Origin of the sequence: Microbacterium sp. Leaf151 (assembly GCF_001424225.1) — a bacterium.
In the GTDB taxonomy this organism is placed as follows: Bacteria; Actinomycetota; Actinomycetes; order Actinomycetales; family Microbacteriaceae; genus Microbacterium.
In genome coordinates, this window is sequence record NZ_LMOR01000004.1 from 32905 (window position 1) to 58985 (window position 26081).

The following is a 26081-nucleotide window of genomic DNA, read 5'->3' on the forward strand; positions in this document are numbered from 1 at the left end:
GGCATCGCGCCGCAGATCGGCGTACCGGGGTTCTCGCGCCGGCCGTCAGCTCGTCGCGAGGCCCTCGCGCAGACCATCGACGAGCGGCGTCGTCGGACGCCCGAGCAGCCGAGACAGCGTCCCGTCGGTCTGCGACAGCGCCCCGCGTGCGATCGCGTCGTCGATACCCGCGACGAACGCCGCCGTCCCGGCATCCAGTCCGGCCGCCTCGAGGCCGGCCGTGAGCTGCTCGATCGTGACCGCGGTGTAGGTCACCGGGCGACCCAGCACCTCGGTCGCCGCCTGAGCGAGCTCGTCGTACGTCCAGGCCACGTCTCCGCCCACTTCGAGCGTCTGACCGGCCAGGTCGTCAGTGATGAGGGCGAGGGCCGCGGCCTCCGCATAGTCGCGACGGCTCGCACTCGCGACGCGCGCATCGCCGACCGCGGCGACGATCTCACCGGTGTCGGCGGCGCGGGCCACGGCATCCAGGTAGTTCTCCGTGTACCAGTTGTGGCGCAGCACCGTCGCCGACAGGCCCGAAGCGGCGATGGCCTCTTCGGTGGCCTTGTGGTCGGCACCCAGGGCGTAGTCGATCTCGTCGACGCGGGGGGCGCTGGTGTAGACGAGTCGCCCGACGCCGGCATCGCTTGCCGCGGCGATGACGTTGCGGTGGCCGCTGACGCGATCGGCGTCGGTGCCCGAGATGAGCAGCACGCGGTCGACACCCGTGAGTACGGGTGCGAGGGTCTCGGGACGGGCGTAGTCGAACTCGACGACGCTGACGCCGCGCGCGGAGAGATCGTCGGCCTTCGAGGGGGTGCGTACGCCCGCGACGATGTCGGATGCCGGCACACCGCGCTGCAGCAGTGCATCGACGACGAGGCGACCGAGCTGGCCGGAGGCGGCGGTGACGAGAAGAGTCATGGGGTGTCCTTTCGATGGGTACGCCGTGTGCAACCTGCGCCACGCCCGCGCATTCCGGAATGACGGTACCCACTTTCTGGTTAGGTACTCACATGACCGTTAGTCTTGCCGATCTCCGGGGTCGCAATCCGCAGATCTTCACCGACGGGTGTCCCACCCGCACCGTGCTCGACCACGTCATGGGCAAGTGGGGTGTGCTCGTGCTGCTCGCCCTGTCCGACGGCACCCAACGCTGGGGGGTCCTGCGTCGCAACGTCGCAGGGATCAGCGAGAAGATGCTCGCCAGCACGCTCAAGACGCTGGAGGGAGACGGCCTCGTCGCCCGCACTGCCTATCCCGAGGTACCGCCGCGCGTGGAGTACGCCCTCACCGACCGCGGTCGAGATCTCATGACTCGGGTCATCCCCCTCATGGAGTGGGTCGCCGACAACGCCGACGACATCGTCGCGCGGAAGGGGTGAGCCATGCGTCTTCCCGACATGCGCCAGGTGCGCGGAAGCCTGAATGTGCGCACTCCGCGCCGCGTCCCGCTCCTGCAGGTGGCGAAATCCGCCCTCGCAATCGTCGCCGCCTGGGTGCTGGCGGGCTGGCTCGTGCAGGGCCCGCCCCCGATCTTCGCGGCCATCGCAGCCCTCCTGGTCGTGCAGCCGAGCGTCAATCAGTCGTTCACCCGCGCCGTGGAGCGCAGCGTGGGCGTCATCGTCGGCGTCGTGATCGCGGCGCTGCTGGGGCTCGCCTTCGGTTCTCAGCCGTGGGTCGCTCTGCTTTCGGCCGGCGTCGCGCTGGTCGTGGCGTGGGCCGCCCGCATTTCGCCCGGCGCGACGAACCAGATCGCGATCAGCGCGCTGCTGGTGCTCGCCCTGGGCACCGCCACCCCGAACTACGCCCTCGATCGTGTGCTCGAGACGCTCATCGGTGCCGCCATCGGCATCGTCGTGAACGCGGTGCTGGTGCCGCCGGTGCTCGTGCTTCCGGCGCGAGAGAAGGTCGACACCCTCGGACGAGAACTCGCCGCCTCGCTAGAGCGACTCGCCGACGCGCTCGAGACTCCGCAGACCCCGTCATCGCTCGAGGGTCTTCTGCTCGAGGCGCGACTGCTGCGGCCGGTTCGAGACGCCGCGGCCGACGCCCTCGGCGACGGCGAGGACTCGCTGGCCCTGAACCCCCGCAGCCGCCGCCACCGTACCGATCTCGCCGCGATGGGCGACCTGCTCGACCGGTTCACTCCGGTGGTCACCCAGACAGTGGGCATGACCCGTGCGGTCTACGACGGCTACGACGCGTCGATCGTCGACGAACCCGCCGTGCGCGCGATCGCCGAGCAACTGCATCGCGCGGCCCATGACGTACGCCTCGCATTCGGACTCGACACCGGCCCCGGCCGTGGCACCGAGCCGTCTGCCGCAGAGGAGCCCGCCCTCACGCGCCCCCTGCAGATCCAGACGCCGTCGCCGGCGCATTGGGTGCTCGTCGGGTCGATGCTCACTGATCTGCACCGCGTGCACGAGACGCTTCGCGGTGACGCGTTCTGACCGGCTCTCATCCTCTGCTGCGAATCTTCCCCGTGCGCGCCCTCACCGCCCTGCGCGCTGGTTGACTGGGCCGCATGGGTACCGCGATGTTCCCCCTCGGCGCCGTCCTCTTCCCGTACACGCCCCTGGCGCTGCGGATCTTCGAGGAGCGTTACCTCGTCATGCTCGGCCGGCTCCTCGACGAAACCGACCCGGCGTTCGGGGTCGTGCTGATCGAGCGCGGCACCGAGACCGGTGGAGGCGACCAGCGCTTCGCGCTGGGCACGATGGCGCAGCTGAGCCACGTGGTCCCACAGGCGGGGCAGATGCAGATCGTCGCGCGCGGAACCGAGCGGTTCGAGATCGTCGAGTGGCTCGACGACGACCCCTACCCCCGCGCCGACGTCCGGGCGCTACCCGATCTGGAGTGGAACGATGCGCTGGCGCCGCTGCTCGAGGAGGCCGAACGGATCGTCCGACGCGTGCTCGCCCGTGCGAGGCAGTTCGGTGGTACGCGGTGGGACCCCGAGGTCGAGCTGTCGGAGGAGCCGCTTCCCCGCGCGTGGCAACTGGCCGCGATCGCACCGCTGGGAGAACTCGACCAGATGGATCTGCTGCGCTCATCGACTCTGGGCGGGCTGCTGCGCGCGACGATCGACCTGACCCTGGCCGCCGAACCGCTGTTGGGCGATCCCGTGCCCGACGGCGTCATCGTGGTCGACGACGACAACCCCGGCGACGACTGACGGCGGGCACCGTGCGCTCGCCGCGCGGGTGAGTACGTCAGCACCGCCCACCTGACGCGCCAACTCGCGGCACGTCACAGATGCGGAGCGCAACCCCGCATGTTCGGGGCCCGAGGAGACCGCTTCCAGCGGCGCCCCGGGCCCCGAACGCCCGCTCAGTTCAGCTCACGCACCGTCGAGGGGATGACACCGTCGCGATAGAGGTCGATGGCGAGGTCCTGCAACGCGGTCAGCGCGACGCGCTGCGTCTGAGGGCCGTACGAGATGCGGGCCACGCCGAGAGCCTCGTACTCGGCCGCCGTGAGCGCACCGGGCACGCCGATGACGCTGAGCTTGCGATCTCCCAGCCCCTCCACCAGACGGCGGGTCGTCTCGGCATCCAGCTTCCCCGGGACGAACACCGTGGTGGCACCGGCGGCGAGGAACGCGCGACCACGCTCGACGGCATCCGCGATCTTGTCGTCGAGCGGACGGTCCCCGCCCTTGAGGAACACGTCGGTGCGCGCGTTCAGCACGAACGGGACGCCCTCGGCCTCGCCCGCCGCGATCACGGCCTCGACGGCGCGCACCGAATCGGCGAGCGGCTGCACCTTGTCTTCGACGTTCGCCCCGATCACACCGACGCCGATTGCACGGCGCGTGGTCTCGCCGGGGTTGCCGAAGCCGGAATCGAGGTCGGCCGTCACCGGCACGTCGACAGCGGACACGATACGGCCGACCATGTCGAGCATGACGTCGAGCGGGATGTTCTCGCCGTCTTCGTACCCGAAGGTCGCAGCGATCGAGTGGCCGGCGGTGGCAAGGGCTTTCGTCTCGGGCAGCGCCGCCACGGCCTTCGCCGAGATGACGTCCCAGATGTTGACGACACGGAGGATCTCGGGGGCGGAATGAAGTTGGGCGAAAGTCTGGGCCCGTTCGGGAAGGGTGCTCATGCGTTTTCTCCTGTCGTGCGGATGGCGGTGTCGGCGATGGCCTCGGCGATGAGGGTCTCCCCGGCGCCGAATCGAATGAACCGACCGATCGTGGTCGGCTGCACGAGCGCAGCGGCGGCGACCGCCGCCACATCGGCCCGCGAGACTTCTCCTTCGCCCTGCGGCGCGGTGGTGATGCGCCCCGTCGGGGGGTCGAGCGTCAGAGTACCCGGGCCGAGGATCGTCCAGTCCAACTCACTCGCACGCAGGTGGTCGTCGGCGGCGAGCTTGGCGTCGGCATAGGCGAAGAAGGCGTCGTCGGGGTCGATCCCGTGATCGGGGGTCGACCCGATCCACGAGACCAGGACAAAACGCCGTACGCCCGCCTTGGCCGCAGCATCGATCGCGCGCTGCGCAGCATCCCGGTCGACGGCGTAGGTGCGCTCGGCGCTGCCCCCACCGGCCCCCGCCGACCACACGATCGCATCGGCACCAGAGAAGGCCTCCGCCATCTCGTCGACGTCGGCTTTCTCGACATCGAGAACGAGGGGCGTACCGCCCGCCTGCTCGATGTCACCGGACTGACCGGCGTCGCGGATGACGGACGTGGCCTCGTCTCCCCGATCGGCGAGCAGCCGCGCCAGGTGCAGCGCAACCTTGCCGTGCCCTCCGATGATCACGATGTGTTGCATGTCACGGTCCTCCACTTTTCGATCGATAACTCGAAGGCCACGTGGTCCACCCGGACGGGCGGTGCCTCATGCAGCGCAATCACCTCGCGCTGTGAGCGCCGCCGGGACAGGCGCGTTCACGGACCCGAGCATGACCCTACGCAGCACCTCCGACATCGGGCGGCGGGGTTGACGCCCTCAGTCCACGTCGCCGTCGACGTACACCCATCGGCCCCCGCGACGCAGGAAGCGGCTGCGTTCGCGCAACTCCCCCTCGACCCCGTGCTGACGCCACGCCGCACGGAACGCCACGACCGCGGCATCCCCGTCCTCCGCGGCGTGCTCGATCACGAGACCGTTCCACGACATGCCGTCGTCGACGTCGATGCGATCGGGTCGGGTGCGCGGATGCCATGACCGGGTGAGATGCGCCCGGTCACCGACGGCGAAGGCGGTGTACCGCGAACGCATGAGACGCTCGGCGCTCGGAGCGGGCGCACCGTCGAGGATCGGTCCGCAGCACCCCCCGAACACCCCGCCCCCGCACGGGCACGACGCGTCAGACGAGGGACGAGTGGATGCCGACCCGAAAGACATTCCGCCACTCTAGGCCGCGAGAGTCACGGCAGATCGCGAACGTGCAACAGCGAGCGCACCCGTAGGTTCCGGCGCAGATCCGGTCGCTGCCGGGCATCCACCACGACCGCCGCCCCCACCCCAGGAGGCACCGCTGACGTCGACCAGCCGACGGCACGCCTCCCGTTGCGCTCCGGTGTCACCCGATCCTCGACGACCAGCACCCGATCGCCCGGCGGGTGACGTCGCCGCATGCGACGAGCCCCATGGTCCTGCGCCGTGCCCGCGTGCCAGGATCGAACCCGTGACCGACCGCATCATGCTCCTCGACACCGCGTCGCTGTACTTCCGCGCGTTCTACGGCGTACCCGACAAGGTGAAGGCGGCAGACGGCACGTCGGTCAACGCCGCGCGCGGACTGCTCGACATGATCGGCAAGCTCGTGACGACGTACGAGCCCACCCGTCTCGTCGCGTGCTGGGACGACGACTGGCGGCCCGCTTGGCGCGTCGCGCTCCTGCCCAGCTACAAGGCGCACCGCGTCGTCGAGGCGGTGCCCGCGGGCACCGACATCGAAGAGGTCCCCGACCCGCTCGAGGCTCAGATTCCCGTGATCCGCGCGGCGCTGGAGGTACTCGGCATCCCGATCGTCGGGGCGGCCGAGCACGAGGCCGACGACGTCATCGGCACCCTCGCCACTCGCGCGGACGCACCGGTCGACATCGTCACCGGCGATCGCGACCTCTTCCAGCTCATCGATGACGACCGCGGCATCCGCATCGTGTACACCGCGCGCGGCATGAGCAACCTCGAAATCGTCGATGACGCCGCCGTCGTCGGCAAGTACGGCGCGCACGCCGCGCAGTACGCCGACTTCGCCGCTCTGCGCGGCGACCCCTCCGACGGCCTGCCCGGGGTGGCGGGGATCGGGGAGAAGTCTGCGGCGTCGCTTCTGGCCGCCTGCGGCGATCTCGACGGCATCCGGGCCGCCGCCGCCGACGGCTCCGCGGGCACTCCCGCCCAGCGCGCCAAGATCCTCACGGCGAGCGATTATCTCGACGTCGCGCCCGCGGTCGTGCGCGTCGCCCGCGAACTCGAACTCGCCCCCTACGACGACCGGATCCGTCCCGTCGACGAGGCAGCAGCGACGGCCCTCGCCGACACGTGGAACCTCGGCTCGTCGATGACGCGCGCCCTCACCGCGCTGCGGCGCTGATCAGCGCGAGCGTTCCAGCCAATCCCGCAGCTTCTCCAGCGGCCACGTCGTGACGATGCGGTCGACCGGCACACCGAGCGCCTCGGCTCTCGCCGCGCCGTAGTCGAGGAGCGACAGCTGTCCGGGCGCGTGCGCATCGGAGTCGATCGAGAACAGGCACCCCGCCTCGATGGCCAGCGTCAACAGCGCGTCGGGCGGGTCCTGCCGCTCCGGACGCGAGTTGATCTCGACGGCGACACCCGAGTCGGCGCACGCCGAGAACACGGCCGCCGCGTCGAAGTCCGACGGCGGTCGCGTCCCCCGCGCGCCCTCGACAAGCCGTCCCGTCACGTGCCCCAGGACGTCGACCCGCGCGTCCTTCGCTGCGGCGACCAGGCGCTTCGTCATGGGCCCGCGTTCCATGCGCAGCTTCGAATGAGCGGATGCCACGACCACGTCGAGTTCGCGGAGCAACTCGTCCTGCTGGTCGAGGCTCCCGTCGTCAAGGATGTCGACCTCGATGCCGGTGAGGAGCGTGAACCCGTCACCGCGGTGGCCGCGGACGACCTCCATCTGCGCGCGGAGGCGCTCCGGCGACAGTCCGTTGGCGACCGTGAGGCGCGGCGAGTGGTCGGTCAGAGCAAGGTACTCGTGGCCGAGTCCCCGCGCTGCCTCCACCATCGCCTCGATCGGGGTGAGCCCGTCCGACCACTCGCTGTGGCTGTGCAGATCGCCGCGCAGCTTGGCCCGCAGCTCCGCGCCACCCGTCGGTGCCGACTCGGCGCGCAGCGTCGCGAGACGCTCGGGCACGGCTCCCGCCAACGCCTGCTGGATGACGGTGAACGTCGAGTCGCCGATTCCGGGTCGCCGCCGCAGCGCCGGGTCGCGCAGCTCGGCGTCAATGAGCCCCTCGATCGCGGCGGCCGCGGTGCGGAACGCCTTCGACTTGTAGCGCGACGACCTCTCCCGCTCGAGCAGGTACGCGATCTCGGTGAGCGCCTCGAGCGGATCCACGCGCTACTCCGACAATTCTTTCGAGGTCCGTACCCAGTCGTCGAGCTTCGCCGCCGCCCGTCCGTCGTCGATGGCCGCGGCCGCGTCGGCGAGTGCTTCCGCGAGACGCTCGAGGATCGGACGCTGCACCTCGGCCGCATCCTGGAAAAGACGGAACGACACCAGACCCGCCGCCGCGTTCAGCAGGACGATGTCGCGGACCGGTCCCGTGTCGCCCGCGAGCACGCGCCGCACCACCTCGGCGTTGTGGTCGGGTGACCCGCCGAGCAGGTCGTCGATGTCGGCGACGGGGATGCCGAGATCGCGCGGGTCCAGGTCGTGCTCGTGCACGTCGCCCCGGCTGATCTCCCACAGACGGCTGTGCCCGGTCGTGGTGAGCTCGTCCAGTCCGTCGTCACCGCGGAACACCAGAGCGGTGGCGCCACGCGTGCGGAAGACTCCCGTGATCAGCGGTACACGGTCGAGGTGGGCCACCCCGACGGCGTTCGCCTCTGCGCGAGCCGGGTTGCACAGGGGCCCGAGGAAGTTGAAAACCGTCGGAACGCCGAGCTCGGCCCGTGTCGGACCGGCGTGGCGGAACCCGGGGTGGAACGCCGACGCGAACGCGAAGGTGATGCCGGTGCGATCCAGCGTCTCCGCCACTTTCTCCGGCGCGAGGGTCAGCGCGATCCCCAGCGACGACAGCACGTCGGACGACCCCGACGACGAGCTCGCGGCGCGATTGCCGTGTTTGACGACCGGAACCCCGGATGCGGCGGCCACGATGGCCGCCATCGTGGAGACGTTGACGGTGCCGAAACGGTCGCCGCCCGTTCCCACGATGTCGAGGACCTCCGCGCGCACGGGAAGCGGGACCGCCGCCTCGAGGATGGCGTCGCGGAAGCCGACGATCTCTTCGACGGTCTCACCCTTCGCGCGCAGCGCGATGAGGAACCCGGCGAGCTGCGAGGGTGTGGCCTCGCCCGCCATCACCTGTCTCATCGCCCACGTGGACTCCGACACGCTGAGGTCGTCGCCGGCGAGCAGCGAGGAGAGCAGATCGGGCCAGGTGAAGCGTTCCGCCATGGGACGATCCTTTCACACGCGTGTCGTCTCGCCGTGTCGCGATCCGGGCCTCCGGCGGGGGCAGTGCGAACCTGCTCCGTACCGGGGATTCCTTGCGGATTCTGAGGCTTCCCTAAGTCTCGACGATGGAATAACTCATGTTGGGGATGGGATGATCGGGCCCGCGGATCGCGCATAATGGAACGGTGACGACCTCAGCGACGTATTCCCAGGCCGTGCGTGCCGTGAAGCGACCCGACCCGGTCGCCGTAGGCACCATCGTGTGGCTGGGCAGCGAGGTCATGTTCTTCGCAGGCCTCTTCGCGATCTACTTCACCCTCCGCAGCACCTCCGCGTCCTTGTGGGCCGAAGAGACCCAGCTGCTCAATGTCCCCTTCGCGCTGGTCAACACGTTCATCCTCGTGTTGTCGTCGGTCACGTGCCAGATGGGCGTCTTCGCCGCCGAGCGGTACCAGCCGTACCGCACGGGCAAGGCCACCGGCTTCAAGCAGTGGGGAATGGTGGAGTGGTTCTACCTCACCTTCATCCTCGGCGCGGTCTTCGTGTCGGGACAGGTGTGGGAGTACGCGACGTTGGTGGCCGAGGGCATGCCCATCAGCGCCAACCCCTACGCCTCCGCCTTCTACCTGACCACCGGCTTCCACGCCCTGCACGTGACGGGCGGCCTCATCGCCTTCCTGCTCGTGATCGGCCGTGCGTACGCCGTGAAGAACTTCGGCCGGAAAGAGATGACCACCTCGATCGTCGTGTCGTACTACTGGCACTTCGTCGACGTCGTCTGGATCGCCCTGTTCGTCGTCATCTACTTCCTCAAGTAAGAGAGCTGTACTCCACATGGCACGCGAGAAGAAGACTCGTCGGTCGTCCGGGCGCCGTAGCCCCCTGGCCGCCGCCGCGCTGATCGGCATCGGACTCCTCCTCACCGGAGGTGCGTACGCCGGCGCCTCGGCCGCGATGGCCGCGACCACCACCACGCCCGTCAGCGAGGCCAATTCCGCGACCGCGGTCGAAGAGGGCGAGAAGCTCTTCCAGGCCAACTGCGCGACCTGCCACGGTCTCAACCTCGAGGGCAGCCAACAGGGACCCGCACTGTTCGGCGTCGGCGAGCTGTCGGTGCACTTCCAGGTCTCGACGGGCCGCATGCCGTTGCAGGCCCAGGGCCCGCAGGCTCCGGTCAAGCCCGTGCAGTTCACGGAAGAGCAGATCAACGCCATCGCGGCGTACGTGCAGTCCTCGGCCCCCGGACCCGCCTACCCCACCGAAGAGCTCGTCGACGGAGAGGGCGACCTCTCCCACGGAGCCGAGCTCTTCCGCATCAACTGCGCGATGTGCCACAACGTCGCCGGCGCCGGCGGCGCTCTGACCGAGGGCAAGTGGGCACCCGACCTGCACACGGTCACCCCCGTCAACATGTACGCGGCGATGGTCACGGGCCCGCAGAACATGCCGGTCTTCAACGACCTCAACCTCACCCCCGAAGACAAGCGCGACGTCATCTCGTACCTGATGTACGTACAGAAGACCGACTCCCCCGGCGGCTACGCCCTCGGGTCGCTGGGCCCGGTCTCCGAGGGTCTGTTCATCTGGATCTTCGGTATCGGGGCACTGATCGCCCTGACCGTGTGGATCACGGCGAAGTCCAACTGACCGTCGTCTTCGACATTACGTAAACGCACGAGGAGCACCATGGCACACGAGGACGACGCACTCGAGCACGAGAGGGCTTCTTGGAAGCCCGGCTCGGGCCTCGCCGTCGCGGTTCCCGACGCCGTAAACAACCCGGGCCTGCCCGGTCACCGTCAGCGGATGACCGACAAGGACCCGCAGGAGATGAAGCGTGCGGTCCGCACGGTCTACACCCTGTTCTACGTCTCGGTCGCGGCAAGCATCTGGGCGAGCATCGCCTACATGATCTTCCCGATCGAGTCGGGCGCGATGATTGACATCCGCTACAACAACCTCTTCATCGGGCTCGGCATCGCCTTCGCGCTGCTGGCGATCGGCATCGGCACCATCCACTGGGGCAAGTCGGTCATGTCCGACAAGGAGTACATGGAGGACCGCCACGCGACCCGTGGGCGCGACGAGGTTCGCGAGGGTGCGATCAACGTCTTCGCCGAGGCCGACAAGGACTCCGGCTTCGGTCGTCGCGAGATCATCCGCAACTCGATGTTCGCTGCGCTGGCGGCATCCATCATTCCCGGCATCACCCTCTTCCGCGGACTCGCGCCGCAGGATCAGGACCCCGTGACGATGCTGAGCCACACGATGTGGAAAGAAGGCATGCGCCTGTCGCACGACCCCTCCGGTCGTCCGATCCGCGCGGCCGACGTCACCCTCGGCTCCGCCTTCCACGTGATCCCCGAAGAGCTCGCCGGCCTCGGTCATGACGAGGGTTACCTCGAAGAGAAGGCCAAAGCCATCGTGCTGCTCATGCGCATGCAGCCCGAGCAGCTCAACCCCGAGACCAACAACCTCGACTGGTCGTACGACGGCATCATCGCGTACTCCAAGGTCTGCACCCACGTCGGTTGCCCCGTGGCACTGTACGAGCAGCAGACCCACCACCTTCTGTGCCCCTGCCACCAGTCGCAGTTCGACGTCGCCAACGGCGCGGCCGTCATCTTCGGCCCGGCTGCCCGTCCCCTGCCGCAGCTCCCCATCACCGTCGACGCCGAGGGCTACCTCGTCGCGCAGAGTGACTTCCACGAGCCCGTCGGCCCCAGCTTCTGGGAGCGCTCATGAGTACCGGTACTCACCCCACCGAGAACGTCACCACCGAACCTGCCGTCTACTCCGGTCCGCCGCAGGCGCCCGCCGGTCGAGACGGCAAGCCGCTCGGGGGCCGTTTCGTCGGCGCCGCGGCGAACTACCTCGACGAGCGCACGAGCATGTCGGGCCTCGTCAAGGAGCTCGGTCGCAAGGTCTTCCCCGACCACTGGTCGTTCATGCTCGGCGAGATCGCCCTGTGGAGCTTCGTCGTCGTGCTGCTCTCCGGCACGTTCCTGACGTTCTTCTTCCAGGCGTCGATGGTCGAGACGCACTACAACGGTGCGTACGAGCCCATGCGCGGTATCGCGATGTCGGCAGCAATGGAGTCGGCGCTGCACATCTCGTTCGACCTGCGCGGCGGTCTGCTCGTCCGTCAGATCCACCACTGGGCGGCGCTCGTGTTCGTCGCCGGTATCGGTGTGCACATGCTCCGCGTGTTCTTCACGGGTGCGTTCCGCAAGCCGCGTGAGCTCAACTGGGTCGTCGGTTTCATCCTCTTCATCCTGGCGATGGCAGAGGGCTTCACCGGCTACTCGCTCCCCGACGACCTGCTGTCGGGTAACGGCCTGCGCATCATCGACGGCATGATCAAGGGTCTGCCGATCATCGGCACCTGGACCTCGTTCCTCCTCTTCGGCGGTGAGTTCCCCGGCACCACCATCGTCGGTCGTCTGTACACCTTGCACATCCTGCTGCTGCCGGCGATCCTCGTCGCCCTGCTCGCTGTGCACCTCATGTTGATGATCATCAACAAGCACACGCAGTTCGCCGGTCCCGCCCGCACGAACAGCAACGTCGTGGGCTACCCGATCATGCCGGTGTACGCCTCCAAGATGGGTGGCTTCTTTTTCATCACGTTCGGCGTGATCGTCTTGGTCGCCGCACTGGTGACGATCAACCCGATCTGGAACTACGGTCCCTACGACCCGTCGCCCGTGTCGGCCGGTACTCAGCCCGACTGGTACATCGGCTTCGCCGATGGCGCGCTGCGTCTCGTGCCACCGCACCTCGAGTTCGTGCTGTGGGGACACACCTGGTCGTGGAACATCATCTTGCCGGTCGCCGTGCTCGGTCTGTTCATCGTCCTCGTGCTGATCTACCCCTTCATCGAGGCGTGGGTCACCGGAGACAAGCGCGAGCACCACATCGCCCAGCGTCCGCGTAACGCCGCAACCCGCACCGCCATCGGTGCCGCCGGTGTCACGTTCTACGCCGTCATGTGGGCCGCGGCGTCGTCCGACATCATCGCGACGCACTTCCACCTCACGATGGAGGGCGTCATCCACGCCCTCCAGGCCCTGCTGATCCTCGGCCCGATCCTCGCCTACTTCGTCACCAAGCGCATTTGCATCGCGCTGCAGAAGAAGGACCGCGAGATTGCTCTGCACGGGTACGAGTCGGGTCGCATCGTGCGCCTGCCCGGCGGCGAGTACATCGAGGTTCACCAGCCCGTCGACGAGTTCGAGCGCTGGAAGCTCGTCGACAACGAGACCTACGAGCCCCTCGTCGTCCGCCCGAACGAGAAGGGTCAGATCCCCTGGCACGAGAACATCCGTGCCTCGGTGTCGCGGTGGTTCTTCGAAGACCGTCTGGCACCTCTCACGCAGGCCGAGATCGATGCTGCGGTCGCGCACCAGCACCACGAGCTCGACCACATCGCGCACGAGGAGGCCGACGAGATCGCCGGCGCCGATGCCCGCGCCGATGAAGACGGTCGTCCCCGCAACGCGGTCGGCGAGCGTGTCGAGGTCGAGATCCCGGCTCCCAAGGGACTCGGAGAGGCCAACCGCCCCCGCGGTGAGAAGAGCGAGTAAGACTCTTGAGTGAAGCCCCGGTGCTACGGCACCGGGGCTTCAGTCGTATGCGGCGACCGGTCGTCGCACCCGATCGACAGGGCGATTCCCCGACCTGAGGCCGGCAGGATGCCGCCGCCCCGTGGCATCCGGACGTCTTCCCGGTCTCCCGCCCACTGACCACCGTGGGTTCTGGCAGATGCCGCCCCGTGGCCTCCGGATGTCCGTCCGGTCTCCCACCCACTGACCACCGTGGGTTCTGGCAGGATGCCGCGGCATCGTGGCCTCCGGGCACCTCCCCCGTCATGCGCCCGGTGTCTACCGTGGAGGGGTGATCGATGCACTCGAGTACTTCCGAACCCGCCTCGCCGTCGAGACCGATCCGTCCGACGTCTACGCCGCGCAGAAGGCCGGGGAGCGCTTCGTGCTCGTCGACGTGCGAGGGGATGACGCCTGGCTGCAGGGGCGTGTGACGGGCGCTCTGCACATGCCCTATCGCGTGATCGCGGATCGAGCTCCACGGGAGATCCCCCTCGACATGCCGGTCGTGGTCTACTGCTGGAGCCCCGGTTGCAATGCTGGCCAGAAGGGCGCTCTCGCTTTCGCGCAGCTGGGATACGAGGTGCGCGAGATGATCGGCGGCTACGAGTACTGGGTGCGCGAGGGACAGCCCTTCGAGAACGATGACGGGCCGTGCGATCGGGTATTCGATGCCACCGTCATGGTCGTGCGACGCTGACGGCTGGGTACTCCGGCGCATAGGATGCCGGGATGCCTCCGCATCCTCCGATCACCCCTTTCGCGAGCGGTTTCCTGGAGCGGCCCGACGGTGCCCGACTGTACTGGGAGACCTCGGGCAACCCGCGGGGACGTCCCGCGCTGTATCTGCACGGCGGGCCCGGCGGCGGCCTCGGCCCTGGCGGCTACCGCCGTCGGTTCGATCCCGCGCTGCACCTCATCGTCGGCATCGACCAACGCGGGTGCGGCCGCAGCACGCCGTGGGCCTCTGACGACGTGTCCAGCCTGCGGACGCAGACCATGGTGCAGCTGATCGATGACCTCGAGGCCGTCCGCGTTCACCTCGGCATCGAACGGTGGCTGCTGCACGGCGTGTCCTGGGGATCCACCCTCGCACTCGCATACGCGCTCGCGCACCGCGATCGCGTGACAGAGATCGTCAACCTCGCCGTGACCACGGGCCACCGGTGGGAGATCGATTGGATCACCGACGGCGTTGCTCCTGTCTTTCCTGAGGCGCATGAACGCTTACGAGCGCCCCTGTCCGACGACGAGCGCACGATAGAGGGATACGCACGACTGCTCACAGATCCCTCGCCCGAGGTGCGCCGACGGGCCGCCGACGAGTGGGACGCGTGGGAGACCGCTCACATCTCGCTCGGGCCTCATGCAGCGCCAGGACCTCTGCATCCGGACGACCGGCACCGCCTGAACTTCGCCACCCTCGTCACGCACTACTGGGCGCATGACTGCTTTCTGCCTGGCGATCAGTCGGTCCTCGCACGAGCCTCCGAGCTCGCCGGGATTCCCGGGGTTCTGGTGCACGGGCGACGCGACATCAGCGGGCCCGTATTGACGCCGTGGCGCCTCCACCGGTCATGGCCGGGCAGCAGACTGGAAGTCGTCGAGGAGGACGGGCACGGCGGCCCGCGGAGCGCGGGGCTGGCGATAGAGGCGATGGACGCCTTTGCGAAAGCCGCGGCTCGATGACGGGACCTGGAGCGGTGTCCGCTCAGGCGGTCTCGACGTCTTCTGCGAACCACCGCGCGGCCGACCCGAAGAACACCGGGTCCACCGTGGTGGTGTCATCGTCGTCGACGACGTCGCAGACAACGACCGTCACGTTGTCTCGCGTTCCTGCCTCGAGCGCCAGGGCGACAGCGGATGCCGCGGCCTCACGAGGGCCGGAGGCTTCGGCGATGAGCCGTGCGACGTCGGCCTCGGGCACGTAGTCGGTGAGGCCGTCGCTGCAGAGAACCCAGCGGTCTCCGATGCGCGGCGGACGCTCAGCGACGGAGACCACGTCTCCTTCGGCTCCGCCGAGAGAAGCGGTGATGATGTTGCGACGGGGGTGCGCTGCGGCCGCCTCCGGCGGAATGATGCCGTGGTCGACCAGGGCCTGAACGTAGGAGTCGTCGCGCGTCTCACGGGAGAATTCCCCATCGCGCAGAAGGTAGGCACGGGAGTCACCCGTATGCGCGAGGAGCAGGTCGCCCGTCGTGCTCAGGAAGATACCCGTGAACGTCGTCGCCATGCCCTCGAGGGCGGGGTTGCGCTCGACATGCGCTCGGATATCCCAATTCGCCTCGCGGATGCGCACGAGCAGGCCATCGGCATCGAGCCCTCCGCCGCGGGTTGCGACCAGGCGGTGCACCAGAGCCGCCGACGCAAGATCACCGGACGGGCCACCGCCGACGCCGTCAGCCACCGCCGCACCCCAGGACGCCGCGAAAGCGGCGTCCTGGTTGGTGGGACGATGGGCGCCGGCATCCGAGACGGCGGCCGTTATCAGCCGAACGGGCACAGGATCAGCGTGCGAAGTACCCGCGGTAGTACTCGTACACCCAGCCGACGATGGCGATCACGAAGACCGCGAAACCGACGGGCACGAGCCAGCTGCCCACAGCCAGACCGATCACGGCGATCGCCGCGGACGCCGCGAGCACGATGGGCCACCACGACCACGGGCTGAACTCGCCCATCTCGGGGTCACCGTCATCGATGTCGGCCGTCAGGGTGTCCTCGGGCAGCTCGCCGCGCTGGGACTTGAGGACGCGACCGATGTAGAACGCGATCATCGACGACATGAGCCCGAGGAAGCCGAGCGCCACCGTGCCGACCCACTCGACACCGCCGTGCTGGATGAGGCTCCACACGGTGTAAACCGCCGCGATGAGGAACGAGAAGACCGCGAGGATCCACCAGAGATTGACGTTGGTACGCATGGACTTACTTGACCTCTCCGGCAGCAGCGTCGACGACAGGTGCATCGGGGGCGTCCTTGGCCGGACCCACGCCGACCGGGATACCGGCTTCGGGGTGGTTCAGGTCGAACGCGGGACGCTCGCTGCGGATGCGCGGGATCGAGGTGAAGTTGTGGCGCGGCGGCGGGCACGACGTCGCCCACTCGAGCGATGCTCCGTAGCCCCACGGGTCGTCGACCGTCACGCGCGCGGCCTTGCGGGCGGTGATCCACACGTTCAGGAGGAAGGGGATCATCGAGGCGCCGAGGATCATCGACCCGACGGTGGACAGCTGGTTCTCCCATGCCCATCCGTCGGCGGCGGCGTAGTCGGCGTATCGACGGACCATGCCGTCGACGCCGAGCCAGTGCTGGATGAGGAAGGTCATGTGGAAGCCGACGAACAGCATCCAGAAGTGCACCATGCCGAGACGCTCGTTGAGCATCTTTCCGGTCCACTTGGGCCACCAGAAGTAGAACCCGGCGAACATCGCGAACACGACCGTGCCGAACACGACGTAGTGGAAGTGCGCGACCACGAAGTACGAGTCGGACAGGTGGAAGTCCAGCGGAGGCGACGCCAGGATCACGCCGGTGAGACCGCCGAAGACGAAGGACACCAGGAAGCCCAGGGCGAAGACCATCGGCGTCTCGAAGGTGACGGATCCACGCCACAGCGTGCCGATCCAGTTGAAGATCTTCACGCCCGTCGGGACCGCGATGAGCATCGTCATCAGGGCGAAGAAGGGCAGCAGCACGCCGCCGGTGACATACATGTGGTGCGCCCACACGGCCACCGAGAGAGCGGCGATCGCGATGGTGGCGTAGACGAGGGTCTTGTACCCGAAGATCGGCTTACGGCTGAAGACCGGGAAGATCTCGGACACGATGCCGAAGAACGGCAGCGCGATGATGTACACCTCGGGGTGACCGAAGAACCAGAAGAGGTGCTGCCAGAGCAGGACACCACCGTTCTCGGGGCTGTAGATGTGGGAGCCGAGCACGCGGTCGGCGGCGGCGGCGAAGATGGCGGCCGCCAGCACGGGGAACGCGAGCAGGATCAGGATGCTCGTGATCAGCGTGTTCCACGAGAAGATCGGCATGCGCCACATGGTCATACCGGGTGCGCGCATGGTCAGCACGGTGGTGATGAAGTTCACTGCACCGAGGATCGTGCCGAAACCGCTGATGCCGAGGCCCAGCATCCAGAGGTTTCCTCCGACGCCCGGCGAGAAGCTGGCGTTGGCGAGCGGCTGATAGGCGAACCACCCGAAGCCGGCCGCACCCTGCGGGGTGAGGAAGCCCGAGACGGCGATCGTCGAACCGAAGAGGAAGAGCCAGAACGCGAACGCGTTCAGACGGGGGAACGCCACGTCGGGCGCACCGATCTGCAGCGGCAGCAGCGCGTTGGCGAAGCCGGCGAACAGCGGCGTCGCGAACATCAACAGCATGATCGTGCCGTGCATGGTGAACAGCTGGTTGTACTGCTCTTTGGTCGGGATGATCTGCATGCCGGGCTCGAAGAGCTCAGCACGGATGATCAGCGCCATCACGCCACCGAGCATGAAGAACAGCACGGAGGCGATCAAGTACATGTACCCGATGGTCTTGTGGTCGGTGGAGGTGATCCACTTGACGACCAGGTTGCCCTTCTGCTCGACACGCGTGGTGCTCAGCAGTGCGGCTTGACGCGGCGGGAGAGTCGTCGGCCGCGAGGGGCCCGTCCCCTGGAGCGGAAGCGTCGTGGCCATGATCACTCGTTCCCTTCGGTACCGGTCGTCGTCAGGTTCTGCAGACGCGACAGGTCGCTGATGTCACCGACGTCGCCCGCGCGGCGCAACGAGTCGAGGTAGTCCTCGTACTCGGCCTCACTGACGACCTTGACGTTGAAGAGCATGGCGGAGTGGTACTCACCGCACAGCTCGGCGCACTTGCCCTCGTACGTGCCCTCACGAGTGGGCATGAACGACCACTCGTTGTCGCGGCCGATGTACATGTCTTTCTTGTAGAGGAAGTCGATGATCCAGAACGAGTGGATGACGTCGCGCGAGCGCAGGTCGATCTTGACCGTCTTGTTCACCGGCAGGTAAAGGGTGGGCACGTCGTTGAGGTCGTACCCGTCGGAGGTGGCGATCGCCTGCACACCCATCGAGTAGACGGCGTCGGAGTTGTCTTCCTCTTCGCCGTTGTACTGGAAGTCCCAAGCCCACTGCTTGCCGTAGGCGGTGATCGACACGTCGGGGTCGTCGTACTGCGTCTCGAGCGTGTTCTGGTCGCGCGCCGTGAAGGCGAAGAAACCGACGACCAGGATCAGCGGGACGATCGTGTAGAAGATCTCGACCGGCATGTTGTAGCGCAACTGCACCGGCAGACCGGACTGGCCCCGGCGACGGCGGTACGCGATGACCGACCACAGCATGAGACCCCAGGTGATGACGCCCACGGCGAGGAGCACGATCCACGAGTTGACCCACAGACCGGCGACCATGTCGGTGTGGTTCGTGGCGGGCGTTCCGTCATCGACGAAGCCGGGCAGGAATCCGTGCAGCTGGGTCGTGGTGCAGCCCGAGAGGAGTGCGACGGACGCGATCCCGAGAGGGAGCGCTGCCCAACGAAGGCGACGTTTGGAGGGCACAATGCACCTTTCCGGGTCGTGGATGAAGCTTTGACAGTCTACGGCAACCTCTTACCGTTCTCAGGCCATTCGTCCAGTGCCGAGACATCGAGAACCCCCGGATTCCACGGTGTGATCCGTGGTCCCGGGGGTTCTCGAAACGACGCCGTAAAACGGCGGCAGAGCTCAGTGGAAGCTGTCACCGCAGGCGCAGGAACCCTGCGCGTTGGGGTTGTCGATCGTGAAGCCCTGCTCGGAGATCGTGTCTTTGAAGTCGATGCTCGCACCGTCGAGGTACGGCACGCTCATGTCGTCGACGATGACCTCGACGCCGTCGAAGTCGACGACCTTGTCACCGTCGAGGTAGCGCTCGTCGAAGTAGAGCTGGTAAATGAGTCCGGAGCATCCGCCGGGCTGGACGGCCACGCGCAGACGCAGGTCGTCACGACCCTCCTGCGACAGCAGGCTCTTCACCTTGTCGGAGGCGGCGGCGGTCAGGCCCACGCCGTGCTCACGGGTGTCGGCGGGCGACAGAGTGGTGTCGGTCATGGCGATGCCCTTCGGGTTGATCGGTCGCGGGGACGTATGGAGTCTACGCCGATCCCGCCCCCGCGGCCCCGTCAGACGGTTCGGTCGTTCAGCCGTGTCAGCAGGAGCGCCTCAGATACGAGGGCGTTGCGGAAGGTCTCGAGGTGCAGCGACTCGTTGGGGCTGTGCGCCCGCGCATGCGGATCCTCCACTCCCGTGACGAGGATCTGGGCGGCCGGGAACTCCCGTACGAGGTCGGCGATGAAGGGGATGGACCCGCCGATACCGACGTCGACGGACTCGACGCCGTACCCCTCCGCGAAGGCCGCACGCGCTTCCTCGACGGCCCACCCGCTCGTGTCGACGAGGAACGAGTCGCCGCAGTCGACGTCGCTGAACTCCAGGCGCGCGCCGAACGGGGCGTGGGCGCGCAGGTGCTTCTGGATCGCGGCGAACGCCTCGTCGGCATCCTGTCCGGGAGCGACACGTGCGCTGATGACGACGCTCGTCTCGGGAGCCAGGGTGTTGGATGCTGCAGACACGGGCGTGGCATCCCAGCCGGTGATGGTGATCGACGGCTTGTTCCAGATGCGGCTGAGGATCGAGTCGCGCCCGATGGGGGTGACTCCCTCAAGCAGGCCCGACTCCGCACGCAGCGTCGACTCGTCGTAATCGGGAGTCGCGCCCTCGCGCACCGCGAGGCCGTCGACGGCCACGGCGCCGTCGTCGTCCCACAGAGTCGCGAGCAGTTTGACCGTGGCGAGCATGGCATCCGGGACCGCGCCGCCCATCATGCCCGAGTGCGAAGCGTGCTCGAGCGTCTTCACCGTCAGGGTGAAACGGGCGTTGCCCCGCAGGGACACGGTGAGCCCGGGGGTGCGTTCGTCCCAGTTGCCGGAGTCGGCGACGACGATCACGTCGGAGCGGAGCACGTCGGCGTTGTCGGACAGGAACTGCGCGAACGACCGGGAGCCGTACTCCTCTTCGCCCTCGACGAAGACGGCGAGGCCCAGGTCGAGGTCGTCTCCGAGCACCTCGGCCACGGCACGGATGGCACCGACGTGGGCCATGATGCCGGCCTTGTCGTCGGCGGCGCCGCGACCATAGAGACGCCCGTCGCGCACCGTCGGCTGGAACGGCGGGGAGTCCCACAGCGCCTCGTCACCCGGGGGCTGCACGTCGTGATGCGCGTACAGCAGCACGGTGGGGCGTCCGTTGCGCGCGGCGCGCGACGCGAGCACGGCGGGCTGTCCCATCTCATCGGTGCCGGGGATGGCGGCGCGCGCAACCTTCACCGTGTCGAAGACGCCCGTGCCCTCGAGAAGGGCGGCGACGGCGTCGGCGCTCTGCACGAGCGCGCACTGGTCGAACGCCGGCCACGCGATCGAGGGGATGCGCACGAGGGAACCGAGATCGGCGAGGGCTGCGGGGATGCCGGAGTCCGCTGCATTTTGCACAGCGTCCTGCCGGGACAGGTCGAGGGTCATGCGGGTAATCTTAAATCTCCTGATCAGCGAAGCACCGAGGTTTCCCGTGGCCAAGTCCCCCGCCCCCGCACCCAACGACACCCCCGTCGACCCGACGGAGATCGGCACGGGCAAAGGTCGTGCGACCCCGTCGCGCGCCGAGCAGGAGGCCGCGCGCAAGCGTCCCCTCGTCCCCGACACCAAAGAGGCGAAGGCCCGCGCGCGGGCCGACCTCGCCGCTCAGCGCGAGAAGGCCCGGATCGGTATGGCCGCCGGCGAGGAGCGCTACCTGCCGGTGCGCGACCGCGGCCCGCAGCGCCGCTTCGCGCGCGATTTCGTGGATGCCGGATGGCACCTCGGCGAGGGCGTCATGCCGTTCATGGTCCTCGTCATCGTCGCGACGCTCATCCCCATGTCGATCTTCCAGTACTGGTCGTTCGTGGCGCTGTGGATCTTCATCCTGTTCGTCGTGGGCGACATGATCATCACCTCCATCCGTGTGAAGAAGGCCGCGAAGGAGAAGTTCGGCGAGAGCCGAATCGAGAAGGGTCTCGGCTGGTATGCCGCGATGCGCACCGTGCAGATGCGCTTCATGCGTCTGCCCAAGGCCCAGGTCAAGCGCGGGCAGTACCCGGTCTGATCTCACCCGATTCCGCGAGCGGTGCGCCTTCGGGCGCGCCGCTTCGTCTTTCCGCTGACGAGGCGGGCAGCGGATGTCCAGACCATGCCGCGTGGACGGGACCGCAGGGACGTGCCGGGGCAACCTACCGCGCGGGCAGGGAGTCGAAGAGCGGTCGGCGGCGTCAGCGGCCGCGCGAGAGGCCGCGGTTGATCTGGCGGGCCCAGAGGGGTCCGCGGTAGAGGAATCCGGTGTAGCCCTGCACGAGAGTCGCGCCGGCGGCGAGACGCTCGCGCACATCGTCGGCGGTCTCCACTCCCCCGGCTGAGACGACCACGAACTCCGCCGGAACGGCCTCGCGGACGAGCCGCAGCACCTCGGCCGCGCGCGCCTTGAGCGGGGCACCCGACAGACCGCCGGCGCCAGCGGCCTCGACCGTCGCGGCATCCGTGTGGAGTCCCGAGCGCTCGATGGTGGTGTTCGTGGCGATGATGCCCGACAGGCCCGCATCGACGGCCAGGCGCGCAATGTCCTGCACCTCGGTGTCGTCGAGGTCGGGCGCGATCTTGACCAGGAGCGGGGTGTCGCCCGCAGCATCCCGCACGGCCGTCAGGAGCGGACGAAGGGTCTCGACCGCCTGGAGTCCGCGCAGCCCGGGCGTGTTGGGCGAGGAGACGTTGACCACGAGGTAGTCGGCGAGGGGCGCGAGCATTTTGGCGCTGCGGACGTAATCGGTGGTGGCATCTTCGACGGCGACCACACGGCTCTTGCCGATGTTCACACCGATCACCGGGCGCGTGCCCGACCGACGGAGGCGCCGGAGCTTGGCGGCGGCCGCAGCCGCGCCGTCGTTGTTGAAGCCCATGCGGTTGACCACGGCACGGTCGGCGACGAGGCGGAACAGACGCGGCTTGGGGTTGCCCGGTTGCGGCAACGCCGTGACGGTGCCCACCTCGACGTGGCCGAACCCGAGGGCGCCGAGCCCTCGCCCCATCGTGACGTTCTTGTCGAAGCCCGCCGCCACACCGAACGGCGAGGCGAAATCCAGCCCGAGTGCCCGCACGCGCTGATCGGGTGCCGGGGACGTGAAGCGGCGGAGCACGGATGCCACCGGCTCGATGCCCGCGGCACGGATGACGAGCGCGCCGAGGTGGTGGGCGAACTCGGGATCGAGGCGGGTGAGGACCGTGCGGAAGAGGAGGGGATACATCACCGTCAGGCTACTGGACGCCCGTCGAGGTCGCCGTCTGCGAGGGCGGCGTCGCGGTCGGCGTGATCCGCGCGCAGCTGCGCGATCGCCGCGTCGAAATCCTCGAGGGAGTCGAACGCCTGGTAGACGCTTGCGAAGCGCAGGTAGGCGACCTCGTCGAGATCGCGGAGCGGGCCGAGGATCGACAGACCGATCTCATTCGCCTCGATCTGCGACGACCCCGTCTGTCGGATCGCCTCCTCGACCCGCTGGGCGAGCACCGCGAGGTCGGCGTCGGTTACGGGCCTGCCCTGACACGCCTTGCGTACGCCCGACATCACCTTCTCGCGGCTGAACGGCTCGACCACGCCCGAACGCTTGATGACGTTGAGGCTCGCGGTCTCGACCGTCGAGAACCGTCCTCCGCACTTCGGGCACTGCCGGCGGCGACGGATGCTGAGGCCGTCGTCGCTCGTGCGGGAGTCGATGACGCGAGAGTCGGGGTTGCGGCAGAAGGGACAGTGCACGATTACGCCTCGAAACGCGCGGTCACGGCCTCACCGTGCGCGGGCAGCGCCTCGGCCTCGGCGAGGGTGACGATGGCATCGCGCACCTCGGACAGCGCGGCGCGGTCGTACTCGACGACCTGCTGGGGCCGGAGGAACGTCGCCGCAGACAGTCCCGCGCCGTACCGCGCCTGACCGCCCGTGGGCAGCACGTGGTTGCTGCCGGCGAGGTAGTCGCCCAGGCTCACGGGCGTGTACGGGCCGACGAAAACCGCCCCCGCGTTGACGAACTCCTCGGGCCGCGGATCGGCGAGGTGCAGCTCCAGGTGCTCGGGGGCGTAGGCGTTACTGAACGCAGTGGCCTGCGCGATGTCGTCGACCAGCACGACAGCCGACTGCGGGCCGTGGAAGGCGGCGGTCACGCGCTCGCTGTGACGCGTCGCGTCCACGCGTGCGGGAAGCGCGGCCTTCACGGCCTCGGCCAGCGCGGCGGAGTCGGTCACGAGCACGGCCGACGCCTGCTCGTCGTGCTCGGCCTGGCTGACGAGGTCGGCGGCGATCAGGTGCGGCGCGGCGCTGTCGTCGGCGACGACAAGGATCTCGGTGGCCCCCGCCTCGGAGTCCGTGCCGACGCGGCCGGCCACGGCGCGCTTTGCGGAGGCGACGAAGTTGTTGCCGGGCCCGGTGACGACGTCGACCGGGTCGAGACCGATCTCGGACACCCCGTAGGCGAAGGCACCGATGGCGCCGGCCCCGCCCATCGCGTAGACCTCGGTGACGCCGAGCAGGTGCGCCGCGGCCAGGATGACGGGGTGCACGCGCCCGCCGAACGCGGACTGCGGCGGTGAAGCGAGGGCGACTTCGCGCACGCCCGCGACTTGGGCGGGGACGACGTTCATCACGACGCTGGAGGGATAGACCGCCTTGCCGCCGGGTACGTACAGGCCGACCCGGCGCACCGGCTGCCAGCGCTGAGTGACCCGGGCACCAACGCCGATCTCGGTCACGACGGGGGCGGGCACCTGCGCGGCGGACGCCGTTCGCACCCGTTCGATAGCGGTATCGAGTGCCGCACGGATCTCGGGGGCGAGGTTGCGCAGCGCCTCTTCGAGGTGGTCGGCGGGAACGCGGATGGCGTGGTCGCTCACCCGGTCGAACCGGGCGGCCTGCTCGCGCAGGGCCTCTTCGCCGCGATGAGCGACGTCATCGACGAGACGCGCAGCCGTGGCGAGGGCTTCGTCGCGCGCGGCGTCGGCGCGCGGGACGACGGCGAGGAGTTCAGCCGGCGAGAGCACGCGGCCGCGGAGATCGATCGTGCGGAGCATGATTCCCAGGCTACCGGCCGCGCACGCACTGCCCCGCGCGCGGCGAGCGGCTCGCAGATGGTGCTCAGTCGGTGACCGGGGCTCGTCGGCCTCTGCTCGGGGAGCCGACGAGGGCCGCCTGCTTCTCGCCGGGTCAGGCTACGAGGCAATCACGACCGGGTGAGCCTCGCCGAGCAAAGCCGCCCGCGGAGTACACCGCGCGGATTCCACCCGCGGAGTACACCGCGCGGAATCCACCCACGCATTCCACCGCGCGGATTCGGTCCCGCGAGCTGACGCGGGCACGGCGGGCGGCTCGCGGGACATGATCAGCCGCGCGTGATTCCCGACACGTCGTGCAGGTAACCGATGCGTCCGTCGTCGTGGCGAACCACGAACGTCTCGCCCCGGTCCTCGACCACGAGAGCCCACGCCGTGGGCCCGATGTGGAAGATCGGCGTGCCGTAGTCGTCGACGATTTCTCGCTGCTCCGGAGCGAGCGCCCAGAACGCTTGCGCGTGGGGGTGCTCGTCGCGCGAGTTATGCGCATCGTGGTCGCCCGTCCGGCGCGGCTCGTCTGCCCGACGCTGCCCGTCGCGCAGATAGCCGGAGCGGTCGTGCTCGCCGTGACCATCCTCTTCGTGACGCCGGTCATCGGCGCGGTGCTCGTCGTGTAGCGGGTCGTCGAGGCCCCGATCGTCGCGGCGGGTGTCGTCGGAGAGGTGGGCATCGTGGCGCTGCCCGCCGTCCGGCTGATCGTCGCGATCCGCCCGCAGGGGCGCGAAGACGTCGGTGTCGCTGTCGTCGCCGGCACGGGCAGGAAGCACCGTCGTGCGCGGGGCCGCCTCGTCGTGCGCGAAGTCGGTCGACCCGGTGTAGGTGCCGGGCGCGGCCCCATCGGCGCCGTGACGGGGAGAGGGCTCTTCAGCCGGGGGCCCCGAGGCGTGGTTCTCCTCAGCGCGCCGCGGAGCGCGGGGCCGGGAGACGACGGGACGGATCGGGCGGGCGCTCCGGTGCGCGGGAACCTCCTCGCGGTCCCGGAAGTCCTGGGCGAAAGGCGGGATGACGGGCCCGAAGACGGTCAGCACCATACCGGCGAGCAGAACGACTGCTTCGACCCAGATGACCCACGACCGCGTCCAGATGCCGGTCTCGTTGAAGATCACGACCGTGTCCCACACCCAGGAGACCCACACGAACGCCGAGACGGTGAAGGCGACCGAGGCGAACTGGTCGATGCCGAGCGAGCCGACACGACGGATGCCCTGGGGCGACAGGCGGCGGAGCACCAGGAGCCCCACGGCGACGGTCGGGAGCGCGACGGTGGGAATCCACCACAGTCCCGACAGCCAGACGTTCAGGCCGCCGATGAGCACGCCGGACGGCGAGTCGAGGATGTTGATCCGGAAGAACGACACGAAGAAGGCGACGACCCAGATGCCGAGAAGGGCGACTTCGCGGACGGAGAAAGGTCCGATGCCGTACTGCGGAGCATCGGCGGTGCGAGGGAGGTGGTCGTGGTCGCGTGCACCGGAGTTGGCGTGAGCGGACGCCGGAACGGAACGGTGCTCCCCTGCGTGCACGGCGGAGACGGGGTGGTCGACTGAGGGTGTCTCGTCGGTGGGTGTGGCGAGACGCTCACGATCGGCGGGGGCGTTCCCGTCGTGGGGGTTCTGATCGGTCACGATGATCCTTTCACCAGGGCGGCGGAGCGC

Annotated in this window: 27 protein-coding genes; 11 read left to right on the top strand and 16 right to left on the bottom strand. The window is 68.6% G+C overall.

The features are described 5' to 3' along the window. Positions 1-45 precede the first annotated feature (45 nt). Positions 46-906, bottom strand: a complete 861-nt coding sequence (locus tag ASF76_RS10925) for an SDR family oxidoreductase (RefSeq protein ID WP_055957367.1) — start codon at positions 904-906, stop codon at positions 46-48. Positions 907-998: 92 nt separating this feature from the next. Here ASF76_RS10925 and ASF76_RS10930 point away from each other — a divergent pair, with 92 nt between their 5' ends. The 3 genes from ASF76_RS10930 (at position 999) to ASF76_RS10940 (ending at position 3163) form a co-directional block, all read left to right on the top strand. After that, positions 999-1367: a winged helix-turn-helix transcriptional regulator gene (locus tag ASF76_RS10930; protein WP_055957370.1), complete on the top strand. Its 369-nt coding sequence runs from the start codon at positions 999-1001 to the stop codon at positions 1365-1367. Between the two features lie 3 nt (positions 1368-1370). Continuing rightward, complete coding sequence (locus ASF76_RS10935) at positions 1371-2438, top strand: FUSC family protein (protein WP_200936121.1); 1068 nt, start codon at positions 1371-1373, stop codon at positions 2436-2438. A gap of 74 nt (positions 2439-2512) precedes the next feature. Next, a complete protein-coding gene (locus ASF76_RS10940; RefSeq protein ID WP_055957373.1) occupies positions 2513-3163 on the top strand; it encodes an LON peptidase substrate-binding domain-containing protein in 651 nt (216 codons plus the stop codon). A 155-nt stretch (positions 3164-3318) separates the two neighbouring features. On the opposite strand, the gene ASF76_RS10945 is transcribed toward ASF76_RS10940, so the two are convergent. The 3 genes from ASF76_RS10945 to ASF76_RS10955 form a co-directional block, all read right to left on the bottom strand. Next, entirely contained in the window at positions 3319-4095 is a 777-nt protein-coding gene (locus ASF76_RS10945) for an isocitrate lyase/PEP mutase family protein (RefSeq protein ID WP_055957376.1), read from the bottom strand. Continuing rightward, positions 4092-4766, bottom strand: coding sequence for an SDR family oxidoreductase (locus ASF76_RS10950; protein WP_055959967.1), 675 nt, complete (start codon positions 4764-4766; stop codon positions 4092-4094). The genes ASF76_RS10945 and ASF76_RS10950 overlap by 4 nt, the downstream gene beginning before the upstream one ends. 177 nt (positions 4767-4943) lie before the next feature. Beyond that, a complete protein-coding gene (locus tag ASF76_RS10955; RefSeq protein ID WP_055957381.1) occupies positions 4944-5342 on the bottom strand; it encodes a YchJ family protein in 399 nt (132 codons plus the stop codon). 283 nt (positions 5343-5625) lie between these two features. Between ASF76_RS10955 and ASF76_RS10960 the strand changes: the two genes are divergently transcribed. After that, on the top strand, positions 5626-6537 hold the full coding sequence (locus ASF76_RS10960) for a 5'-3' exonuclease (protein ID WP_055957384.1): 912 nt from the start codon (positions 5626-5628) through the stop codon (positions 6535-6537). Here ASF76_RS10960 and ASF76_RS10965 read toward each other — a convergent pair whose 3' ends face one another. Both ASF76_RS10965 and trpD read right to left on the bottom strand, forming a co-directional pair. Beyond that, the gene (locus ASF76_RS10965; RefSeq protein WP_055957387.1) at positions 6538-7530 is read right to left on the bottom strand and encodes a PHP domain-containing protein; all 993 of its coding nucleotides are present in this window, start codon (positions 7528-7530) and stop codon (positions 6538-6540) included. It lies immediately after the preceding gene. 3 nt (positions 7531-7533) lie between these two features. Continuing rightward, positions 7534-8595: an anthranilate phosphoribosyltransferase gene (trpD, locus tag ASF76_RS10970; RefSeq protein ID WP_055957390.1), complete on the bottom strand. Its 1062-nt coding sequence runs from the start codon at positions 8593-8595 to the stop codon at positions 7534-7536. Positions 8596-8780: 185 nt separating this feature from the next. Between trpD and ctaE the strand changes: the two genes are divergently transcribed. The 6 genes from ctaE (at position 8781) to ASF76_RS11000 (ending at position 14888) form a co-directional block, all read left to right on the top strand. Beyond that, positions 8781-9413 (top strand): aa3-type cytochrome oxidase subunit III, encoded by a 633-nt coding sequence (gene ctaE / locus ASF76_RS10975; protein WP_183417929.1) that lies wholly within the window; start codon positions 8781-8783, stop codon positions 9411-9413. 16 nt (positions 9414-9429) lie between these two features. Continuing rightward, positions 9430-10242, top strand: coding sequence for a cytochrome bc1 complex diheme cytochrome c subunit (qcrC, locus tag ASF76_RS10980; protein ID WP_055957397.1), 813 nt, complete (start codon positions 9430-9432; stop codon positions 10240-10242). A 39-nt stretch (positions 10243-10281) separates the two neighbouring features. Then, complete coding sequence (qcrA, locus tag ASF76_RS10985; RefSeq protein ID WP_055957402.1) at positions 10282-11340, top strand: cytochrome bc1 complex Rieske iron-sulfur subunit; 1059 nt, start codon at positions 10282-10284, stop codon at positions 11338-11340. Continuing rightward, complete coding sequence (gene qcrB / locus ASF76_RS10990; RefSeq protein WP_055957404.1) at positions 11337-13181, top strand: cytochrome bc1 complex cytochrome b subunit; 1845 nt, start codon at positions 11337-11339, stop codon at positions 13179-13181. Before qcrA ends, qcrB begins: the two co-directional genes overlap by 4 nt. A 310-nt stretch (positions 13182-13491) precedes the next feature. After that, entirely contained in the window at positions 13492-13899 is a 408-nt protein-coding gene (locus tag ASF76_RS10995; protein WP_055957407.1) for a rhodanese-like domain-containing protein, read from the top strand. Between the two features lie 32 nt (positions 13900-13931). After that, the gene (locus ASF76_RS11000; protein ID WP_055957410.1) at positions 13932-14888 is read left to right on the top strand and encodes an alpha/beta fold hydrolase; all 957 of its coding nucleotides are present in this window, start codon (positions 13932-13934) and stop codon (positions 14886-14888) included. 22 nt (positions 14889-14910) lie between these two features. Here ASF76_RS11000 and ASF76_RS11005 read toward each other — a convergent pair whose 3' ends face one another. From ASF76_RS11005 to ASF76_RS11030, 6 genes are all read right to left on the bottom strand, one after another. Beyond that, positions 14911-15702 (bottom strand): PP2C family protein-serine/threonine phosphatase, encoded by a 792-nt coding sequence (locus ASF76_RS11005; RefSeq protein WP_055957413.1) that lies wholly within the window; start codon positions 15700-15702, stop codon positions 14911-14913. A 4-nt stretch (positions 15703-15706) separates the two neighbouring features. Then, positions 15707-16123 (bottom strand): cytochrome c oxidase subunit 4, encoded by a 417-nt coding sequence (locus tag ASF76_RS11010; RefSeq protein ID WP_055957416.1) that lies wholly within the window; start codon positions 16121-16123, stop codon positions 15707-15709. A 4-nt stretch (positions 16124-16127) separates the two neighbouring features. Further along, positions 16128-17891: an aa3-type cytochrome oxidase subunit I gene (gene ctaD / locus ASF76_RS11015; protein WP_055957419.1), complete on the bottom strand. Its 1764-nt coding sequence runs from the start codon at positions 17889-17891 to the stop codon at positions 16128-16130. A gap of 2 nt (positions 17892-17893) precedes the next feature. After that, the gene (gene ctaC / locus ASF76_RS11020; protein ID WP_082485017.1) at positions 17894-18775 is read right to left on the bottom strand and encodes an aa3-type cytochrome oxidase subunit II; all 882 of its coding nucleotides are present in this window, start codon (positions 18773-18775) and stop codon (positions 17894-17896) included. Between the two features lie 165 nt (positions 18776-18940). Continuing rightward, positions 18941-19303, bottom strand: a complete 363-nt coding sequence (locus ASF76_RS11025) for a HesB/IscA family protein (protein WP_055957426.1) — start codon at positions 19301-19303, stop codon at positions 18941-18943. 71 nt (positions 19304-19374) lie between these two features. Beyond that, positions 19375-20769, bottom strand: a complete 1395-nt coding sequence (locus tag ASF76_RS11030; protein WP_055957429.1) for a dipeptidase — start codon at positions 20767-20769, stop codon at positions 19375-19377. A gap of 46 nt (positions 20770-20815) precedes the next feature. On the opposite strand from ASF76_RS11030, the gene ASF76_RS11035 reads away from it, so the two are divergent. Then, positions 20816-21388 (top strand): DUF3043 domain-containing protein, encoded by a 573-nt coding sequence (locus ASF76_RS11035; protein ID WP_055957432.1) that lies wholly within the window; start codon positions 20816-20818, stop codon positions 21386-21388. A 163-nt stretch (positions 21389-21551) separates the two neighbouring features. On the opposite strand, the gene ASF76_RS11040 is transcribed toward ASF76_RS11035, so the two are convergent. The 4 genes from ASF76_RS11040 to ASF76_RS17495 all read right to left on the bottom strand — a co-directional run bounded on the left by ASF76_RS11040 (position 21552) and on the right by ASF76_RS17495 (position 26051). Beyond that, positions 21552-22577: a quinone-dependent dihydroorotate dehydrogenase gene (locus ASF76_RS11040; RefSeq protein ID WP_055959970.1), complete on the bottom strand. Its 1026-nt coding sequence runs from the start codon at positions 22575-22577 to the stop codon at positions 21552-21554. A gap of 5 nt (positions 22578-22582) precedes the next feature. Continuing rightward, entirely contained in the window at positions 22583-23083 is a 501-nt protein-coding gene (gene nrdR, locus ASF76_RS11045; RefSeq protein ID WP_055957435.1) for a transcriptional regulator NrdR, read from the bottom strand. Between the two features lie 2 nt (positions 23084-23085). Further along, entirely contained in the window at positions 23086-24387 is a 1302-nt protein-coding gene (gene hisD / locus ASF76_RS11050) for a histidinol dehydrogenase (RefSeq protein WP_055957438.1), read from the bottom strand. A gap of 308 nt (positions 24388-24695) precedes the next feature. Continuing rightward, complete coding sequence (locus tag ASF76_RS17495; RefSeq protein ID WP_055957441.1) at positions 24696-26051, bottom strand: hypothetical protein; 1356 nt, start codon at positions 26049-26051, stop codon at positions 24696-24698. Positions 26052-26081: the final 30 nt, after the last annotated feature.